This window comes from Nocardioides sp. AN3, assembly GCF_054653495.1.
The window spans coordinates 187,634-205,923 of record NZ_BAAIGC010000001.1; the positions used below are offsets into that span (position 1 = coordinate 187,634).

At 72.1% G+C, this 18,290-nt stretch carries 18 protein-coding genes; 7 read left to right on the top strand and 11 right to left on the bottom strand.

The window, feature by feature from the left end; translation table 11 throughout:
- Positions 1-165 precede the first annotated feature (165 nt).
- Entirely contained in the window at positions 166-1,164 is a 999-nt protein-coding gene (gene speB, locus ACYQ1K_RS00845) for an agmatinase (RefSeq protein ID WP_459980496.1), read from the top strand.
- Positions 1,161-2,507 carry an NAD-dependent succinate-semialdehyde dehydrogenase gene (locus ACYQ1K_RS00850; RefSeq protein WP_459980498.1) on the top strand — a complete coding sequence of 449 codons (1,347 nt, stop codon included), beginning with the start codon at positions 1,161-1,163 and terminating at the stop codon, positions 2,505-2,507. Before speB ends, ACYQ1K_RS00850 begins: the two co-directional genes overlap by 4 nt.
- A gap of 440 nt (positions 2,508-2,947) precedes the next feature.
- Here ACYQ1K_RS00850 and ACYQ1K_RS00855 read toward each other — a convergent pair whose 3' ends face one another.
- From ACYQ1K_RS00855 to ACYQ1K_RS00870, 4 genes are all read right to left on the bottom strand, one after another.
- Positions 2,948-3,430 (bottom strand): hypothetical protein, encoded by a 483-nt coding sequence (locus tag ACYQ1K_RS00855; protein ID WP_459980500.1) that lies wholly within the window; start codon positions 3,428-3,430, stop codon positions 2,948-2,950.
- Positions 3,431-3,520: 90 nt separating this feature from the next.
- Positions 3,521-3,733 (bottom strand): hypothetical protein, encoded by a 213-nt coding sequence (locus ACYQ1K_RS00860; RefSeq protein WP_459980502.1) that lies wholly within the window; start codon positions 3,731-3,733, stop codon positions 3,521-3,523.
- 37 nt (positions 3,734-3,770) lie between these two features.
- Positions 3,771-4,976 (bottom strand): MFS transporter, encoded by a 1,206-nt coding sequence (locus ACYQ1K_RS00865; protein ID WP_459980504.1) that lies wholly within the window; start codon positions 4,974-4,976, stop codon positions 3,771-3,773.
- Positions 4,977-5,040: 64 nt separating this feature from the next.
- Entirely contained in the window at positions 5,041-5,652 is a 612-nt protein-coding gene (locus ACYQ1K_RS00870; RefSeq protein WP_459980506.1) for an Ig-like domain-containing protein, read from the bottom strand.
- A 102-nt stretch (positions 5,653-5,754) separates the two neighbouring features.
- Between ACYQ1K_RS00870 and ACYQ1K_RS00875 the strand changes: the two genes are divergently transcribed.
- Positions 5,755-6,768: a M48 family metallopeptidase gene (locus ACYQ1K_RS00875; protein ID WP_459980508.1), complete on the top strand. Its 1,014-nt coding sequence runs from the start codon at positions 5,755-5,757 to the stop codon at positions 6,766-6,768.
- A 45-nt stretch (positions 6,769-6,813) separates the two neighbouring features.
- On the opposite strand, the gene ACYQ1K_RS00880 is transcribed toward ACYQ1K_RS00875, so the two are convergent.
- The 4 genes from ACYQ1K_RS00880 to ACYQ1K_RS00895 all read right to left on the bottom strand — a co-directional run bounded on the left by ACYQ1K_RS00880 (position 6,814) and on the right by ACYQ1K_RS00895 (position 10,804).
- Positions 6,814-7,686, bottom strand: a complete 873-nt coding sequence (locus ACYQ1K_RS00880; RefSeq protein ID WP_459980509.1) for an HpcH/HpaI aldolase/citrate lyase family protein — start codon at positions 7,684-7,686, stop codon at positions 6,814-6,816.
- Complete coding sequence (locus ACYQ1K_RS00885; protein WP_459980511.1) at positions 7,683-8,747, bottom strand: HpcH/HpaI aldolase/citrate lyase family protein; 1,065 nt, start codon at positions 8,745-8,747, stop codon at positions 7,683-7,685. The genes ACYQ1K_RS00880 and ACYQ1K_RS00885 overlap by 4 nt, the downstream gene beginning before the upstream one ends.
- A gap of 77 nt (positions 8,748-8,824) precedes the next feature.
- Entirely contained in the window at positions 8,825-9,346 is a 522-nt protein-coding gene (locus ACYQ1K_RS00890) for a DnaJ family domain-containing protein (protein WP_459980512.1), read from the bottom strand.
- A gap of 105 nt (positions 9,347-9,451) precedes the next feature.
- The gene (locus tag ACYQ1K_RS00895) at positions 9,452-10,804 is read right to left on the bottom strand and encodes a M20/M25/M40 family metallo-hydrolase (protein WP_459980514.1); all 1,353 of its coding nucleotides are present in this window, start codon (positions 10,802-10,804) and stop codon (positions 9,452-9,454) included.
- A gap of 82 nt (positions 10,805-10,886) precedes the next feature.
- On the opposite strand from ACYQ1K_RS00895, the gene ACYQ1K_RS00900 reads away from it, so the two are divergent.
- Positions 10,887-11,552, top strand: coding sequence for a dihydrofolate reductase family protein (locus tag ACYQ1K_RS00900; RefSeq protein ID WP_459980516.1), 666 nt, complete (start codon positions 10,887-10,889; stop codon positions 11,550-11,552).
- A 19-nt stretch (positions 11,553-11,571) separates the two neighbouring features.
- On the opposite strand, the gene ACYQ1K_RS00905 is transcribed toward ACYQ1K_RS00900, so the two are convergent.
- On the bottom strand, positions 11,572-12,177 hold the full coding sequence (locus tag ACYQ1K_RS00905) for a nitroreductase family protein (protein WP_459980518.1): 606 nt from the start codon (positions 12,175-12,177) through the stop codon (positions 11,572-11,574).
- Positions 12,178-12,349: 172 nt separating this feature from the next.
- On the opposite strand from ACYQ1K_RS00905, the gene ACYQ1K_RS00910 reads away from it, so the two are divergent.
- Together ACYQ1K_RS00910 and ACYQ1K_RS00915 are read left to right on the top strand one after the other, a co-directional pair.
- Positions 12,350-12,496, top strand: coding sequence for a hypothetical protein (locus ACYQ1K_RS00910; RefSeq protein WP_459980520.1), 147 nt, complete (start codon positions 12,350-12,352; stop codon positions 12,494-12,496).
- Positions 12,497-12,516: 20 nt separating this feature from the next.
- Positions 12,517-15,444: a helix-turn-helix transcriptional regulator gene (locus ACYQ1K_RS00915; protein ID WP_459980521.1), complete on the top strand. Its 2,928-nt coding sequence runs from the start codon at positions 12,517-12,519 to the stop codon at positions 15,442-15,444.
- A 146-nt stretch (positions 15,445-15,590) separates the two neighbouring features.
- Here ACYQ1K_RS00915 and ACYQ1K_RS00920 read toward each other — a convergent pair whose 3' ends face one another.
- A complete protein-coding gene (locus ACYQ1K_RS00920; RefSeq protein WP_459980523.1) occupies positions 15,591-16,229 on the bottom strand; it encodes a LysE family translocator in 639 nt (212 codons plus the stop codon).
- 112 nt (positions 16,230-16,341) lie between these two features.
- Here ACYQ1K_RS00920 and ACYQ1K_RS00925 point away from each other — a divergent pair, with 112 nt between their 5' ends.
- Positions 16,342-16,884 (top strand): hypothetical protein, encoded by a 543-nt coding sequence (locus ACYQ1K_RS00925; protein ID WP_459980525.1) that lies wholly within the window; start codon positions 16,342-16,344, stop codon positions 16,882-16,884.
- A 460-nt stretch (positions 16,885-17,344) separates the two neighbouring features.
- On the opposite strand, the gene ACYQ1K_RS00930 is transcribed toward ACYQ1K_RS00925, so the two are convergent.
- Positions 17,345-18,196 (bottom strand): aldo/keto reductase, encoded by an 852-nt coding sequence (locus ACYQ1K_RS00930; protein ID WP_459980527.1) that lies wholly within the window; start codon positions 18,194-18,196, stop codon positions 17,345-17,347.
- Between the last annotated feature and the right edge of the window lie 94 nt (positions 18,197-18,290).

Consider the following 18,290-nt stretch of genomic DNA (forward strand, 5'->3'; position numbering starts at 1 on the left):
TCGACCTCAGCATCCCGATCGGCCTCGGCCTCGCCGCCCTGCTCTACCCGGCCCTCCTCGTCGCCTTCCCCGAGCCCGCCGACGCGTTCGGCCGCGAGGGGCCGCGACTCGTGCTGGCCGGCCCGGCGCTGACACGCCCATCGTCACGAACGGATGAACCCCGCCATGCCCCCCATCGGTCCCGTCGACAGCTCCCGCGTCCCCCGGTTCGCCGGACCGGCCACCTTCGCCCGACTGCCCCGTCTCGACGAGGTCCGCGCCGCCGACGTCGTGGTCGCCGGAGTGCCCTTCGACGCCGGCGTCTCCTACCGGCCCGGCGCCCGCTTCGGGCCCGCCCACGTCCGGGAGTCCTCGCGCCTGCTGCGGCCCTACCACCCGGCGCTCGACGTCTCCCCGTTCGACGTCGCCCAGGTGGCCGACGCCGGCGACATCGCCGCTAACCCGTTCGCCATCGAGGAGGTCCTGGAGGCCGTCGAGCACGGGGCGCTGACGCTGACCGAGGGAGGTGCGCGGCTGGTGACGATCGGCGGCGACCACACCATCTCGCTCGCGCTGCTCCGGGCCGCCAGGCGGCGCCACGGCGATCTCGCCCTGCTGCACTTCGACGCCCACCTGGACACTTGGGACACCTACTTCGGCGCCGACTACACCCATGGGACGCCGTTCCGCCGCGCGGTCGAGGAGGGGATCCTCGACACCGAGGCCCTGTCCCACGTCGGCACCCGGGGACCGCTCTACGGCAAGAAGGACCTCGAGGACGACCGCCGCTTCGGCTTCGGCATCGTCACCTCCGCAGACGTCTACCACCAGGGTGTCCTGGAGGTGGTCGACCGGCTGCGTCAGCGCATCGGCGACCGGCCGCTCTACGTCTCGATCGACATCGACGTGCTGGACCCCGCTCACGCCCCCGGCACCGGCACGCCCGAGGCCGGCGGCATCACGTCGCGCGAGCTCCTCGAGATCCTCAGAGGGCTGCAGGGGCTCAATCTGGTCGGCGCAGATGTGGTGGAGGTCTCACCCCCGTACGATCACGCTGAGATCACCGGCATCGCCGCCTCGCATGTGGCCTACGACCTGGTCGCGCTGCTCGCGCTGCGCCACCAGGCCGACCAGGGCCCGGCCGAGGCAGCGGCCGCCACCGAGATGGAAGGACAGCGAGCATGAGCCTCTACGCCGTCACCGACCCGGCCACCGGGACGGTCGTCCAGGAGTTCCCCACCGCCACCGACGCCGACATCGAGGCCGCACTCGCCGGGGCGACGACGGCCAGCAAGGGCTGGGCGCGGACGACTACGGTCGCCGAGCGCGCTGCGTTGGTGAAGCGGGTCGGGGAGCTGCACAACGAGCGGAAGGACGACCTCGCTGCGATCATCGTGCGGGAGATGGGCAAGCCGCTCGAGGACGCCGTCGGGGAGGTCGAGTTCAGCGCGGCCATCTATGAGTACTACGCCGACAACGCCGAGAAGATGCTCGCCGACGAGCCCGTCGATCTGCTCGACGGTGGCGGGTCCGCGGTCATCCGCCGCTCGCCGTACGGCGTGCTGCTCGGGATCATGCCGTGGAACTTCCCCTACTACCAGGTGGCCCGGTTCGCCGGACCGAACCTGTGCATCGGCAACACCATCATCCTCAAGCATGCGCCGCAGTGCCCGGAGTCGGCGGCCGCCATCCAGCAGATCTTCGACGACGCCGGCTTCCCCACGGGCGCCTACGTCAACGTCTACGCCACCAACGAGCAGGTCTCGACGATCATCGCCGACCCGCGCGTCGCCGGCATCTCGCTCACCGGCTCCGAGCGCGCCGGCGCCGCCGTAGCCGAGCAGGCCGGCCGGCACCTGAAGAAGGTCGTCCTCGAGCTCGGCGGGTCCGACCCGTTCATCCTGCTCTCGACCGACGACCTCGACGCGACCGTCGAGGCGGCCGTCAGCGCGCGGCTCGACAACACCGGGCAGGCGTGCAACGCGGCCAAGCGGTTCGTCGTCGCCGAGGAGCTCTACGACCCGTTCGTCGAGAAGTTCACCGCGGCCATCAAGGCCGGCGCGGAGGGCATCACGCCGCTCTCCTCGGTCGCCGCCGCCGACCGGCTGCAGGAGCAGGTCGACGCCGCCGTGGAGCAGGGTGCGCACCTGGAGTCGGCCGGCAGGCGCGAGGGTGCGTTCTTCCCGACCGGCGTCCTGACCGGCGTCACCCCGCAGAACGACGTCTACCACCAGGAGCTCTTCGGCCCCGTCGCGATGGTGTTCAAGGCTGCCGACGAGGAGGAGGCCCTGGCGATCGCCAACGACATCCCGTTCGGCCTCGGCTCCTACGTCTTCACGACCGACCCCGAGCAGGCCGAGCGCGTCGCTGACAAGATCGAGGCGGGCATGGTCTTCGTCAACGGCGTCCTCGCCGACGGCGTCGAGCTCCCCTTCGGTGGCATCAAGCGCTCCGGCTTCGGCCGTGAGCTGGGTCGCTACGGCATCGACGAGTTCGTCAACAAGAAGCTGATCCGCACGATCGCCTGATCCGAACGATCGCCGGGGTCGCCGGGGTCGGCTCGGTCGCTGGGGTCAGCACCGCCGGGTCGGCACCGCTGGGGTCGGCACCGCCGGGGCCGCACCGCCGGGGCCGCACCGCCGGGGCCGCACGGTCGCTCGATCGGGGTCCAATGCGGTGACCCCTCCACCACTGAGCTGTGGGTGCCGGGGTCGACGGCACGTTCGGCGCCACGGGCGCGAACGACTGAAGAGGCGCTGCCACTTCGTGAATGTGTTCACGAAGTGGCAGCGCCTCTTCAGTGTCTCGAACGACCCGGGCCGGCCAGGCCTCCGTGGGTCGACGACCCCGGTCTCGAACGACCCGGGTCGGCCAGGCCTCCGTGGGTCGACGGCCGCCGGTCTTGAACGACCCGGGTCGGCCAGGCCGCGTGGATCGACGACCCCTGGCCTCGAACGACCCGCGCCGGTCAGGGCTCCATGCGCCGGTGGGTGCCGCCGGTCTCGTCGACCGGAGCCTCGGTCCGGCCGTCCGTGGTCAGCCCCGTCCGGCCGTCGTCCACGCGGTCGCTCCGGTCGACGACGCCGTCGCCTCGGGCGCCGGTGTAGGTGCCGGCGGTGCCGGCGGTGCCGTCGACACGGGGATCGATGCGGTCGGCCTCGCGCAGGGTGTCCTCCTGGCGCGCCTCCTCATACATCGACGACTGGCGTGCCATGCGGGCCTGCTCCTCGGCGCGCTCCGCCTCGGCTCGGGCCAGCTGGGCCTGCGCCTCGGCCTCCGCCGCGCGGCGCCGCTCCTCGGCGACGTCGGTGTCGCGCTCCGAGGCCTGGGTCCGCAGCTCCGTCGCTCGCTCGGTGAGCTGGTGGTGGCGACGACGGCGCGCAGCCATGACGATGGCGACGACGACGGCGATGACGATGATCGCGACGATGATCCAGATGAGGGTCTGCATTGGTCATCCCTTCCCTTTCATCGCGGCGGTACCCCAGCGGCCGACGAATCAGCCCTGGCCGCGTCGAGATCAGGTCACCGCCTCCGCGGCTCACACCTGGCGAGCGGCGCGAGCCGCCGCGGCACGGGCCTCTGCCGCGCGTGCCTCGGCGGCGTGACGGGGCGACTCGAGGACGTCCTCGACCGGCTCGGTGACGCTGATCGTCGCCGGCTCGGTCGCGACGTACCGCCGCCGTCCGCGGTGAACCGCGAACGCGACCCCGACGACGAGCACAAGGGTGATGATCCAGATGGTCGTCTGCATGGTGCTCCCTTCCTGGGTCGATGCGGTACCCAGCGGGTCAGCTCAGCGCACGCTCCCCGCGGACCGGGACGAGCGGCGCGGCCAGGACGGGGAAGACGGCGGCGAGGGCGAACGCCCAGGAGAAGCCCGCCGCCGTCACGGCCAGCCCGCCCAACGGGGGGACGAGCGAGCTGGTGAGGAACTGCGCGGTGTTCTGGATGCCGAGCGCCCGGCCGCTCCAGAACGGGCCCGCCCGCTCGGCGACGGCCGTGAACGCGAGGCCGTTGTCGGCGACGGTGAGGACGGTGGCGACCACCATGAGCGGCACGGCGACCCACCAGCCGGCGCCGGCCGTCGCGCCGAGCAGCACCATCACCGCGGCGGCCGCCAGCGCCACCCACCGCAGCGGGCGCATCCGGCTTGCGACGACGTCGGAGAGCTGTCCGGCGGCGATCCGGCCCAAGGCCCCGAAGATCTGCGCCACCGCGACGACGGCACCCGCCGCCGCGGCGGACCACTGCCGGTCCTGGACCAGCCAGACGAGGGCGAAGGTCCAGACGACGAACTGCGGCACCACCAGCAGCACGCTCACCGCGTGGATGCGGGCCAGGTAGCGGTCGCCGACATACGGGTTGCCGTGTCCGCGACCGGATCCCGCCGGCCTGGCCGGCCGCGGCGGGTCGATCACCAGCAGCGCGACGACGACCGCCGCCAGAGCGGCTGCCGCCGTCGGCACGACGATGGCCGCATGGATGCCTCGGTGCTGGGCCACCACGGCGATGGTGATCGCCGCGACCCCGACGCCCACGGGCTGCGCCATCTGCCGGATGCCCATCGCCAGGCCGCGTCGCTCGGGTGGGAACCATCCGACGACGACCCGGCCGCTCGCCGAGTTCGCGCTCGCGGCGCTCGCCCCGGCCAGCCCGAGGAGGACGGCGAAGACGACCAGGTTCGAGGCCAGGACCGCACCGAGGCCGAGCACGGCGGTGCCGGCGAGGCCGGTCACGAGCACCACGCGCTCGCCGTACGCATCGGTGACGGCGCCCCAGGCGACCAGCGCCGCCATCACGCCGACTGTCGGCGCTGCCGCGACGAGTCCTGCCTGCGCGAGGGTGAGCCCCTCCCGCTCGTGGAGCGTGGGGATCAGGAATGCCGCACCGTGCATCATGATCGCCGCGCAGGCCTGTGCCAGGGTGCTCGCCCCGAGCATCGACCAGCGTCGTGCCGAGCTGACGGTGGGCGGAGCGGTGGCGACAGTGGACACTCATCGATTGAAGACCCGCCCGGGCGAGCACCGTGACGTTTCTCGCCAGGTGGGCTGTGAGAAATCAGTCTCCGACGACCGTGACCGGCACGACCGGTGTCTCGGAGGGGGCATGGGTGGCGTCGCCGGAGTACGCCGCGAAGAGCCGGTGCAGCCCCGGCGCCAGACGCTGCAGGCCCGACGGCAGCGCGACCGTGCCGACGCCGTCGACGACCTCGCCGGTCGCCAGGAGCCGCGCGCGCTGATAGAGCGCGACGGTTCCCGAGGGGTACGTCGACGTCGCCGTCGCCCGCACCGTCACTCCGAGACTGTCGCCGGCGGCCACGCCGACCGGGGGGACGACCAGGTCGGTCACGGTGTCGGCCGGCAGGACGAGCACCTCGAACGGCTCGGCTGAAGCGCAGTGGTAGCGGGACCCGCCCGTGTAGGCGGCGGTCAGCAGGTGGCGGCCGGGCGGGAGGCTGCCGATCTCCAGGGTGACCGTGCCGAAGTCGTGCAGCTGTGCGGTCAGTCCCGCGACGACCAGACCGTCCTCGAAGAGGCGCAGGGCGCCGTCGAGCGGGCCGATCGCCTGGCGGGGGAGCACCGTGATCTGCGCTTTGGTGCATCCGCCGTGGACGACGGTGGACGGTGCCTGGACCCGCAGGTCGAGGACGGCGGGGACTGTCCGGGTCATGACGCTTCCTCCCTGAGCCGACCCTAGGCCGGAGTCGGCCCCGGTGACACCGGTTTTGCCGTTCTGCTTGGGGCCGGGTGGACCAGGAGGGAGACTCCCGGCATGGCGAACTCTCCGGCCCGCACCCGGGTCACCCTGCCCGGCATCAGCTCACGGACGTGGGAGCACCCGGCGGACCGAGGCGCGCTGGTCGCGGTGCGCAAGCTCAAGGGGTTCGACACGCTGCTCAAGGCGATGTCGGGCCTGGTGAACGAGCGGGCCGTCCGGCTCGCCGTGCTGGGCTCCGCCGTGCGGGCGGACGAGCGGCAGTTCGCCCGCGTGCACCGGCTGCTCGTCGACGTCGCGACGGTGCTGGACGTCCCGGAGCTCCCGGAGGTCTACATCACCAACGACCCGGTCACCAACGCCGTCACCATCGGCATGGGCAAGCCGATCATCGTGGTGAGCTCGGGCCTCGTGGACCTCCTCGACGACGAGGAGCTGGCCTTCGTGCTCGCGCACGAGCTCGGGCACGTGCTGTCGGGCCACGCGGTCTACCAGACGCTGCTCCAGCGGCTGCTGATCCTCAGCCTCACCTTCGCCGCGATCCCCGTCGGCGGTCTCGGGCTGAGGGTCATCATCGCCGCCCTCATGGAGTGGGCGCGCAAGGCCGAGCTCTCGGCGGATCGCGCGGGACTGCTCGGCGTCCAGGACCCGGCCGTCGCGCTGCGCGTCCACATGCAGCTGGCCAGCGGCGGCCACGTCGCCGACCTCGACCCCACCTCGTTCCTGGCTCAGGGGGCGGAGTACGTCGGCGCCGGCGATCTGCGCGACTCCGTGCTCAAGCTGCTCCTGCTGGAGAGCCGCAGCCACCCCTTCGCCGTCGTCCGCGCCGCCGAGCTGCGCGCGTGGGTCGACGCCGGCGACTACACCACGGTGCTGGGCGGCGACTACCCGCGGCGGGCCGACGACGACAGTGCGACCGTCAGTGAGGCCGCCAAGGAGGCGGCCCGCAGCTACGCCGAGGCGTTCGCGCAGACGCAGGACACCCTGGGCAAGCTGGTCCACGACGCCGCCGGATGGCTCGGCAGCGCCAAGGTGTGGTGGGACGGGCGCTTCGGGCGCTCGTCCGACTGAGCTCGGGCGACAGACCGGGCCAACGGGGCGCCCGGGGAGTCGGCGTCAGGCCAGCGCGGCGATCGCGTCGGCGATCGTGAGGGTCCGGCGGGCCGACTCCACGTGCAGGCTCTCGACCATCTTGCCGTTGTAGGTCACCACGCCCTTCCCGGCGCCGGCGTCCCACGCGGCGATCAGGCCACGAGCCTCCTCGACGGCCTCGGCGCTCGGCGCGAAGCCGGCGTTGGCGCCCTCGACCTGGCCGGGGTGGATGATCGTCTTGCCGTCGAAGCCGAACTGACGACCCTGCTCGACCTCGGCCAGGTAGCCCTCGGCGTCCCTCACGTCGTTGTAGACGCCGTCGAGGACGACCTTGCCCGTCGCGCGGGCGGCCAGCACGGCCAGCTGCAGGCTCGTGACCAGTGGCCCGCGACCCGGCACGTGGTCGATGAACAGCTCCTTGACGAGGTCGTTGGTGCCCAGCACCAGCACGGTCAGGCGGTCGGAGGCGGCCGCGATCTCCTCGGCGTGGAGGATGGCGTACGGCGACTCGATCATCGCCCACAGCTTCGTCTTGCTCGGGGCGCCGGCGGCCTCGACGGCGTCGACCAGGCTGTGCACGGCCTCGGGGCTGTTCACCTTCGGCACGACGATGGCGTCGGGGCCGACCGCGGCCGCGGCGCGCAGGTCGTCGGCGTGCCACTCGGTGTCAGCGCCGTTGATGCGGATCGTGAGCTCGCGGCCGCCGTACTCACCGGAGGCGACGGCGGCGACGACGTTCTCGCGCGCCGACGCCTTGGCGTCGGGGGCGACGGAGTCCTCGAGGTCGAGGATGAGCGCGTCGACCGGGAGCGTCTTCGCCTTCTCGAGTGCGCGCTCGTTGGCGCCGGGCATGTAGAGGACGGAGCGGCGCGGCCGGAAGCTCGCAGAGGTGGTCACAGCTCGATCCCGTCGTAGAGGGCCTTCAGGTCGGGGTCCACGGCCGCCAGCTGCTCGGCCAGCTCGACGAGGACCAGGCACTGCTTGAGGGAGGCGTCGTCCTCCATCTTGCCGTCGAGCATGACGGCGCCCGTGCCGTCGCCCATCGCGGCGACGACCCGGCGGGCGTGCCGGATGTCGTCGACCGAGGGGGAGAAGACACGGTTGGCGATCTCGATCTGCTTGGGGTGCAGGCTCCAGGTGCCGACGCAGCCCAGGAGGAACGCATTGCGGAACTGGTCCTCGGCAGCCACCACGTCCGTGATGTCCCCGAACGGGCCGTAGTAGGGGTAGATCCCGTGCGTCGCGCAGGCGTCGACCATCTTCGCGATCGTGTAGTGCCACAGGTCCTGCTGGAAGATCGCCCGCGGACCGTCGATGACCCCGTCCTTCGGGTCCTCGCGGACCAGGTAGCCGGGGTGGCCACCGCCCACGCGCGTCGTCTTCATCTTGCGATCCGCGGCGAGGTCGGCCGGGCCGAGGCTGAGGCCCTGCATGCGCGGTGAGGCGCCGCAGATCTCCTCGACGTTGGCGACGCCGCGGGCGGTCTCGAGGATCGCGTGGACGAGGATCGGGCGGGTCAGGCCGGCCTTCGCCTCGAGCTGGGCCAGGATCCGGTCGACGTAGTGGATGTCCTCCGCGCCCTGCACCTTCGGCACCATGATGACGTCGAGCTTGTCGCCGATCGCCGGCACGAGGGTCGTGAGGTCGTCGAGGACCCACGGGCTGTCGAGGCTGTTGATGCGCGTCCACAGCTGGGTCGGCCCGAAGGTGGTCTCCTGGGCGATCCGGACCAGGCCCTCACGAGCCGCCACCTTGTTGTCGGCCTTGACCGCGTCCTCGAGGTTGCCGAGGAGCACGTCGACGGTCCCGACCATCTGGGGGATCTTGTCGACCATCTTCGGGTTGCTCGGGTCGAAGAAGTGGATCGCCCGGCTGGGCCGTGCCGGGATCTCGCGCAGCGGCGTCGGGGCTCCGACCGCCAGCGGTGCGAAGAAGTCCTTCGGTGACTTGTGGCTCATGGGCCCGGAACGTAGCAGTCGTCACTTACCCGCGGGTATGACGGATCTGACACCGCGGGGGGTCTTTTCCTTCGATGTCACCGCCCCCGGCGCCACCAGCGCCGGCGGGGCGGAGGCTCCTGCGGCGTACGCCGTGCCGCCAGCCGTGCCTCGCGCCGTGCCGCCCAGCCCGCGACCGTGGCGTCGACGTCGCGGGGCATCGTGATCAGCGGCGGACCCTCGGGCAGCGCATAGCGCGCCTTGATCACGCGCTCGTTGAAGTCGGTGACCCGGGCGCGGACGGCCTTCTCGGTCGCGAGCCGGTCGAGCTCGTCGTCGAGCGCGGCGTCCTCCTTGCGCAGCTGGACCGAGAGCGGCAGGACGACGAGCCGCTCACGCTCGACCAGCTTCTTCAGCCACCACTCCGGGTCGTGCTCGGTGCCGAGGTCGGCGATCGGCTTGCCGGCGCCCGGAAGGTTGTCGAACTCGCCACGCTCCATCGCCGCGCGGACCTGCAGGTCGACCCACGTCTGCTGCTGCCGGATCCGTGCGGCGGCCGCGGATGATCCGCCTCGTGGCGGCCGGCCGCTCCGGTCGACCCGGTCGTCGCTCTCGGGCATGTCGTCCAGACTAGGTCGGCGGGGTAGTTCGGGACGTTTCCGACCGTTACCGGCCAGTAGACCGTGGGAAACGTCCCGAACTACCCCGGGACGCCACGCCCCGAGTCAGCCCAGTGAGACCGGGAGCCTCTCGATGAGCCGGCGATACCAGCGCACCCCGTCGAGGTAGGCGTCGACCCCGAGCCGCTCGTCGGCTGCGTGGATCGCCGCACGCTGCGCCTTGGTCATCCGGAAGGGGGTGAACCGGTAGACGCGCTCGCAGATCGAGGTGAAGAACCGGGAGTCCGTGGCGGCCATCATGACGTACGGCGCCGGCACCGCATCCGGGAAGACCTCGCTGATCGTCGACTCGATCAGGTCGAAGGCGTCGTCGGAGCCCTCGGGCGTCGTGTACGGCGAGACCGGGCTCGGCTCGGTCGCCTCGACGAGCTCGACGCGCACCTCGTCGTCACGCACCGCGGATCGGATGTGCTCGAGCACGCCTGCGACCGTGTCGCCGACCATCACCCGGACGTTGACGCCGGCGCTCGCCGACGCCGCGTTCACGTTGAGCGCCGGGGAGCCGGCCAGCGTCGTGACCGCGAAGGTCGAGCGCACCATCGCCGCCGGCTCGGGGCCGGCCAGTGTGAGAGCTCTCGACAGGGCCGGAGCGAGCCGGCCCGCACGGTCCATCAGCGCCCGCACGGGCAACGGCGCATGCGGCGCCAGCCGGCGGAAGAGCTCGACCGTCGGCTCAGGCAGCCGCGGCGGCATGGACGCCGCATCCAGGCGGGTCAGCGCCTTCGCCAGTCGGATCGGTGGTCCGTTGCGGACCGGCGTGGAGGCATGACCCCCGTCGCCGGTGACGGTGAGCGTCACCGACGTGACCCCCTTCTCGGCCACCCCGACCACCCCGACGGGAGTGGCCACTCCAGGGAAGGCCTGATGGGCGATCGCACCGCCCTCGTCGAGCACGAACCACGGCTCGACGCGGCGGTCGCGCAGGAGGTCCACGGCCTCTCGAGCCGCGCCGCCGGACACCTCCTCGTCGCAGCCGAACGAGAGCCAGACGTCGTACGCCGGGACGAAGCCCTCGGCGAGCAGCGACTCGACCGCCTCGCAGATCGCGGCGACGGCGCCTTTGTCGTCGAGCGTGCCGCGGCCCCAGATCTCGGGCCCGTTCTCCCCGTCGACGATCTCCCCGGAGAAGGGGTCCCGGCGCCAGTCGGTCGCGACGACGGGCACGACGTCCAGATGAGCCATCAGCACCACGGGCCGCGCGGCCGAGCGGCCGGGCCAGTGGAGGAGCAGGCCGTGCCGGCTCACGCGCGTGACCTCGAGCCTGTGCAGCAGCGGCCACTGCTCGCGCATGGTGACCAGGAGCCGGTCGAAGGCCTCGAGGTCGACGCGGTCCGGGTCGCGGTGGGAGAGGGTGGGGATCCGGATGAGCGCGGCGAGCCGTTCGACGGGATCGGTCACCCTCGGCAGCCTAGAGGCTACGGTGATGCCCGATCCGAGGAGTGAGCGAGCCGGTCGCGCACCGACCCAGCAGGAGGCGACGATGTCCGCAACGAGGGTGCACAACCTGGCCGTCTCGCTCGACGGCTTCGCGACGGGGGAGGGCCAGAGCCTGGAGACGCCCTTCGGTCACGCCGGCATGCGTCTGATGACGTGGTTCTTCCCGACCGCGACCTTCCAGGGCATGAGCGGGGACCGCGAGCGTCAGGACGTCGACCCCGCCACCGAGGCTGACGACGCGTTCGCCTCGCGTTGGGGGGCGGGGATCGGCGCCGAGATCATGGGCGCCAACAAGTTCGGTCCGCCGGGCTGGCAGGACGACCCCGACTGGCGCGGCTGGTGGGGCGAGGAGCCGCCGTTCCACACGCCCGTCATCGTGCTCACGCATCGTCCCCGGCCCGCCCTCGAGATGGCCGGCGGCACGACCTTCCACTTCATGGATGCCTCCGTCCATGAGGCGCTGGAGGCCGCCCGCGCCGCGGCCGGCGGCCTCGACGTCCGGATCGGCGGGGGCCCGAGCACCGTTCGTGACTTCCTGGCCGCGGACCTCGTCGACCACCTCCACGTCGTGGTCGTCCCGATCGTGCTCGGTCGAGGCGTCCGGCTCTGGGACGGCCTGGAGGGTCTCGAGACCCGCTATGACATCGAGTCGGTGACGACGCCGAGCGGCGTCACCCACGTGACCTTCACGCGGTCCACGCAGAGCTGACCCGCGTCGGCCGCCGCCGTCACCACGACCCGCGGTGCACGATCTCCTCCATCGGCCTGCGCGGGCGTCGGGTGGCGGAGCCCTTGGCGCCGCCCGTGGGTGCCGGGTGGCCGAGCGCCACGACGCCGATCGGGTCCCAGCCCTCGGGGATGCCGAAGGCCTTCCGGACCTCGGACTCGTGGCGCGGCGGGATCCCGAAGTAGCAGCTGCCCAGCCCCTGGTCGACGGCCGTCTGCAGGATCAGCATGACGGCCATGGCGGTGTCCATGTACCAGTACGGCATCGACCAGCGCGCCTCGTCCTTGTCGGTCCACCCCTTGTCCGCCTCGGCGTAGCGCGAGAGGTACGCCGCCTTCGAGGCACACGGGAGGATGAGCACGGGGGCGGTGCGCATCCCGCGCAGCCAGTTGTCCGCCTCCCACTCCTCGTCGCCCACGAAGAGGTCCCAGTAGCGGTCGACGTCTCCCGGCGTGTCGAGCACCAGGAAGGACCAGCCCTGGGAGAACCCCGCGGACGGTGCGCGCGTCGCGTTGCGGAGCGCGAGGTCGACCACGGCCGGGTCGACCGGCTCGGAGGTGTAGCTGCGGACCATCTTGCGGCGGCGTACGACGTCGGTGAACTCCATGGCCGCAGCATGCCTCACGCCCGCCTCAGGCATGTGTCGGGAGGTTGGCGTCGCTCTCTGAGGTAGTCGCGCCCAGGAAGTAGGGGTGCGCTCCCGATGTCGGGCGCTACCTCAGGCGACGACTGTGGTCTCAACGGTCCACCAGGGCCGTGTGAGAGGGAACGAGGAGACGATGAGCAACTATGACACCGGGTACGTCCGGGCAGAGTCGGCCTACCGCGCCGAGCAGATCCGCCAGGGGATCGTCGGCCGCAGGGAGAAGGCGCGACTGCGCAGGTCGCGTCCGCGTCGGAGGGGAATCTCGATCGAGGCCCTCTGATGGTCACCGAGGCGCTGGGAATGTCGGCGCCTCCTGCGATGATCGACTGCGTGGCCCAGACCGACCGGATGCTGATCGGACGCGACGCCGAGCTCGAGGAGCTGTCCTCGCTGCTCGGCGTCGACGCCGTCTCCGGAGTCGACGCCTCGCCCCGCCACCACGTCCTGCTCGCCGGTGACGCCGGGGTCGGCAAGACGCGGCTGTTGCAGGAGCTCTCGGCACTCGCCTCGGGCCGGGGGTGGCAGGCGTATGCCGGCCACTGCCTCGACTTCGGCGACAGCGCCTTGCCCTACCTCCCCTTCTCCGAGATCCTCGACCGGCTCACGACGCAGCTCCCCGATGTGGTCGAGCGCGTCGTCCACACTCACCCGGCCTTGGCGCGGCTGCTCCCCGCCGGCCGCGAGGCCAGCTCGGACGCTCGTGCCGAGGTCGTCGACCGCGGTCAGCTCTTCGCGGCCCTGCACACGCTGCTCGAGGCGCTCGCGGAGAAGGCGCCAACCCTGGTGATCGTCGAGGACGCTCACTGGGCCGACCAGTCCACCCGAGACCTGCTCACCTACCTCTTCACGCGGCCGTTCAACGGACCGGTGGCGATCGTCGCCTCCTACCGCGCCGACGACCTGCACCGCCGCCATCCGCTGCGTCGCCAGGTCGCCGAGTGGTCCCGCCTCGGCGGCGTCGGCCGTCTCCTGCTCGAACCCCTCGGCGACGACGACGTCCGCACGTTGGTCACCGCGATCGACCCCGCCGTCCGCGGTCGGGAGCGCGAGGACATCGTCGCGCGTGCGGAGGGCAACGCCTTCTTCGTCGAGGAGCTCGTCGGGGCGGCCGGTGGGCCCGACCACTGGATCCCTGACGAGCTCGCCGACGTGCTGCTCGTGCGGCTCGACCGGCTCGACGAGACCGCGCGCACCGTCGTCCGCACCGCGTCCGTCTCCGGGCGACGCGTCGGACACGATCTCCTCGCCGCCGTGGCGGTCCTGCCCGAGGCGGCCCTCGACGAGGCGCTGCGGCACGCGGTCGAGTCCAACGTCCTCGTGGCGGGGGAGGGGGCGTACTGGTTCCGCCATGCGCTGCTCGGCGAGGCGGTCTACGACGACCTGCTGCCCGGCGAGCGCGTCCGGCTGCACGGCAAGTATGCGTCCGTCCTCGCCGACGCACGGCTCGGGTCGGCGGCCGAGCTGGCCCGTCACGCCCGGCTCGCCCTCGACCTCGACACGGCGCTCGTCGCCAGTGTCCGCGCCGGTGACGAGGCCGCGGCCGTCGGCGGCCCCGACGAGGCGGCGCAGCACTACGAGCGTGCGCTCACGCTGCTCGGCGAGCGGCCGGTGCCGGACGGTCTCTCGCCGGCGCGCGTCGTCGAGGCGTGCGTCCAGGCTCTCACGACCGCCGGCCGTCCGGAGCGGGCCGCCCGTCTCGCCGAGGAGCAGCTCGAGCGCCTGCCCGCCGACACGGCGCCCACCGCCCGCGCGCGCATCCTGACCGCGGCTGCGATGGCGCTCGGGGTGATCGACAACGTCGAGCTGGATCCGCTCGAGCCTTCCGACCGAGCGCTGGCGCTCGTGCCGGACGACGATCCGGCGCTGCGTGCGCGGGTGCTCGCGGACCGTGCCCTTCTGCTGCATTGGCGGGGTCGGACGGAGCACGCGCAAGCCGCAGGCATCGAGGCGCTCGCCCTCGCCGAGCGGCACGACCTGCCGGCGATCGCCTCTGCCGCTGCGATCACGCTCACCGCGCTGGGCAAGGCCGGCGACCCAGGTCAGCTGCGCACGGCGCTTCAGTCCGTGATCGACCGGGCCGTCGCCAGCGGGGCGCTCACCGCAGAGCTGCAGGGCCGCTACATGCTAGGGCGCTCCTACGAGGACTGGGGCGAGTGGCCGGCGGCCGAGGCTGCCTTCCGTGCCGGCGTGGAGCGCGCCGAGGCTGCCGGGCAGCCCTGGGGGCCGTATGGCTTCGAGCCTCGTCACCAGTTGGCCTGGCTGCTCTACGTCGTCGGCCGGTGGGACGAGGCGCTGGAGCTGATCGCGATCGCCCGACCCGGGTCGCCGCCGGTGCCCTATGCCTCACTGGACGGGATACGCCAGTCGATCCGGCAGGCACGCGGCGAGCCCGTGCCACGACGGCTGCATCGCGAGGTCTGGGCGAGCGACGGCGTCGTCCCCGTCTTCAACGCGGCGACCGAGATGGTGGCGGCCGGCCGGGCCGGGGCTCCTCGTGACGCGGTGGCGGTCTACGACGACGCGGTTGAGCTCCTGTCCCGTGTGTGGCACCCCTGGTTCGTGGCTCGGCTGCGGCTCGCGGCGGTGGCCATCGGCGTCCTCGCTGACGCGATGCCGGGCCTCGCGGCGGCCGAGCGTGCGGCGCTCCTTCCCGACGTCGAGCGGCTGGCGCGCGACGGCGCGACGGTGGTCGCGAAGTACGACGACCCCCGCGGTTGGGGCCCCGAGGGACAGGCCTGGGAGGCGCGGCTCGCAGCCGAGGCGCTGCGGGCCCGCTGGCTCGCCGGGTCGGATGTCGACGCCGCCGACCTCGTCGGGGCCTGGCGCGAGGCGGAGGATCGCTTCGTCGAGTTCGGCCACGCGTTCGAGACGGCGTCGGTCCGCGTCGCGCTCGCCGCCATCCTGCGTGCCACCGGCGATGCCGGGGGTGCCGCCGAGGTCGCCGAGCTCGCCCGGACCGCGGCGCGTGCCCTCGGTGCTCGGCCGCTCCTCGGCGCGCTCGGCGCGGCGGCCGCCCGCACGGAGCCCGCCGGCTCCGAGACCCTCACCCCTCGCGAGACAGAGATCCTTGCGCTGGTCGCCGACGGACGCACCAACGGGGAGATCGGCAAGCGACTCTTCATCAGCACCAAGACGGTCTCGGTGCACGTCTCCAACATCCTGGCCAAGCTCGGCGCCTCAGGCCGGACCGAGGCGGCCGCCATCGCCCGCCGGCGTGGCCTCGTGTGATCACGCCACCGCGGCGCGCCCCCGTCTGGACTGACCAGAGCGAGGGAGGAACGACCGAGCGTCGGGAGGGAAGACGGGGGTGACGAGCGCCGCGGTTGCGCGAGCGGAGCGAGCGCGATCAAGCACCGCGATTCAAGCACCGCGATTCAAGCACTGCTGGCGGTCGCCAGCGTCGCCCCCAGACCGATCATCATGACGCCGCCGGTCGCACCGAGGTGGTCGAGGCGCTGAGGCTTCCTCGCGAACCAGTCCCGCGCCTTCCCGGCCGCCAGGGCCCAGCACGAGTCCGAGGCACACGCGAGCACGCCGAAGATGAGCCCGAGCAGGAGGAGTTGCGGACCGGTCGCACCATGGTCGTCGACGAACTGCGGCAGGAATGCGGCGAAGAAGACGATGGTCTTCGGGTTCGTCGCTCCCACGACCAGGCCGGTTCGGACCGAGCCCCACGCCGTCGTACGTCGGGCCTCTGACCGCTCGACCAGCGCGAGCCGCGCGTCGCTGCGGTGCCGGATCGCCTGCACTCCGAGGTAGACGACATACGCGGCGCCGGCAAGCTTGAGGATCGTGAACGCCTCGGCGGAGGCTGCGACCAGCGCCCCGAGCCCGACCGCGACTCCGACCACCTGGATCGTCAGTCCGAGCGCGTTGCCGACCACGGAGAGAAGGGCGTCACGCCTGCCGACCGTGAGCGCGCGACCCAACGTGAACAGCAGGCTCGGCCCCGGGACCTGGATGAACAGGATCGAGGCGACGAGGAAGGCGACGAACTGGCTGAGCGAGGGCACGGCTCGATTGTCCCGCACGTGGGCATCAGTCGGCATGTGGATAAGTGCGGCCTCGCCTTGGGAGCCCTGCCCACAATGGAGGCGCACCCTCGCCAACTCGGAAGGACGACAGGTGAAGTCGGACGAGAAGCATCCGATCGTCGCGGCGCTGCTCGCGCTCCTCGGCGTCGGGCTGGTGATCGGCCTGCTGCTCGGCCTCGTCACGCTGGCGGCCTCACACGTCGCCGGGCTCGGTGGGGACGGTCAGTCCGGTGCCACGGACGCCGGTCCGTCGCTCTACCTGCCCAGCCCCACGCCCACGCAGTCGTCGGGAGCCGCCGCAAGCGTCTCGCCGAGCTCGCTGCCGTCGGCCACCTCGAGGGCGACGAAGTCAGCGCCTGCCAAGCAGATCACCCTGCAGAGCAGTGAGACGTCGGTCTCGCCGATGCAGCGCATCGACCTCACCGGCGTGTATCCGGGCGGCGAGGGAGCCGTCCTCCACGTCCAGCGCAAGGGCGCCGGTGGGAGTTGGCAGGACTTCCCGGTCACCACGTCGGTGTCGGGGCAGACGTTCTCGACGTACATCCAGACCGGCCAGTCCGGGACGCAGAAGTTTCGGATGCGCGACTCCGACTCGGGCACGGTCTCCAACGCCGTCTCGGTCACGGTCCGCTGACGAGCGGGCGTCCACCTCGACCGGGCTGCGCGCCGCGCCGGTCGGGCGGTGCGGTGGTCGGGTCCGGCGTCGCGGCGAGCTGCCTAAGACTGGGCAGCCCAACGGGTGAGGTACGTCGCCCAGGCCTGGGCGCCGGGCGGTTCCAGAGCGTTCAAGAGGCGCTGCCACTTCGTGAATTCGTTCACGAAGTGGCAGCGCCTCTTCAGTGCTGTTGAGGTGCCGCCACCGCAACCACCGCCAACGAAGCCAGCGCAGCCGCCGCATCCGCAGCCGCCGAAGCTGCGGGCAGCCGCCGAAGCCGCCGATGCCGCCGAATCCACCGCAGCCGCCGCATCCGCAGCCGCCGGAGCCGCCGAAGCCGGGACTGCCCGCGAGCCACAGCGTGCGACACCGCGCCCCGTGGCTCCCGGCGCAGCAGCCCACTGAGCGCGACGCCGTGCGCCGCGCCGGCCGCAGGCGATCAGGACTGAGGGATCCAGTCGAACTGGTCGGGGTTGGGCCCGGTGCGGCCGCTCTCGCCCTTGTCGAGCGCGGTGATCGCGTCGACCTGCTCCGGCGCGAGCGAGAAGTCGAAGACGTCGAAGTTCTCCTGGAGCCGCTCGCGGCGCATGGACTTCGGGAAGACGATGTCGCCGCGGTCGAGGTGCCAGCGCAGCACGACCTGAGCGGAGGTCTTGCCCAGGTCGGAGGCGATGCCGGTGATGACGGGGTCGGTGAGCTCGCCGCCGCCCTGTCCGAGCGGCGACCAGCCCTCGACGATCGCGTCGTGCCGATGCGTGGCGGCGCGCGCCTCGTCGTTCGCGAAGTAGGGGTGCACCTCGATCTGGTTGACGACGGGCACGACGCCGGTCTCGGCGACGATCCGGTCGAGGTGGGCGGGTTGGAAGTTGGAGACGCCGACGGACGTGGTCAGCCCCTCGGCCTGGAGCTCGATGAGTGCCTGCCAGGTGGAGACGTAGTCGCCGCCGTACTGCGTCGGCAGCGGCCAGTGGATGAGGAACAGGTCGACCTTGTCGAGCCCGAGCCGGTCCAGGGACTGGTGCAGCGAGCGCTTCGCTTCGTCAGGGCGGTGGAAGCCGTTGTTCAGCTTGGTGGTGACGTAGACCTCGCCGCGGGCCAGGCCCGACGACTTGAGCGCGGCGCCGACACCTTCCTCGTTGCCGTACATCTGGGCGGTGTCGACGTGGCGGTAGCCGATCTCGAAGGCGTCGCTCACCACGCGCTCGGCGTCCTCGGCGGGGACCTGCCACACACCCACACCGAACTGGGGGATCGTCGTCGAGTCGTTCAGGGTCAGGGAGGGAACGGTCATGCTTGTCGATAACCGAGCGGCGCACGAACTATTCCAGCGCCGACGCGTCGCCGAGCAGAGGACGCCACCCGTGAAGAGATTTCTTGTCGTGCCG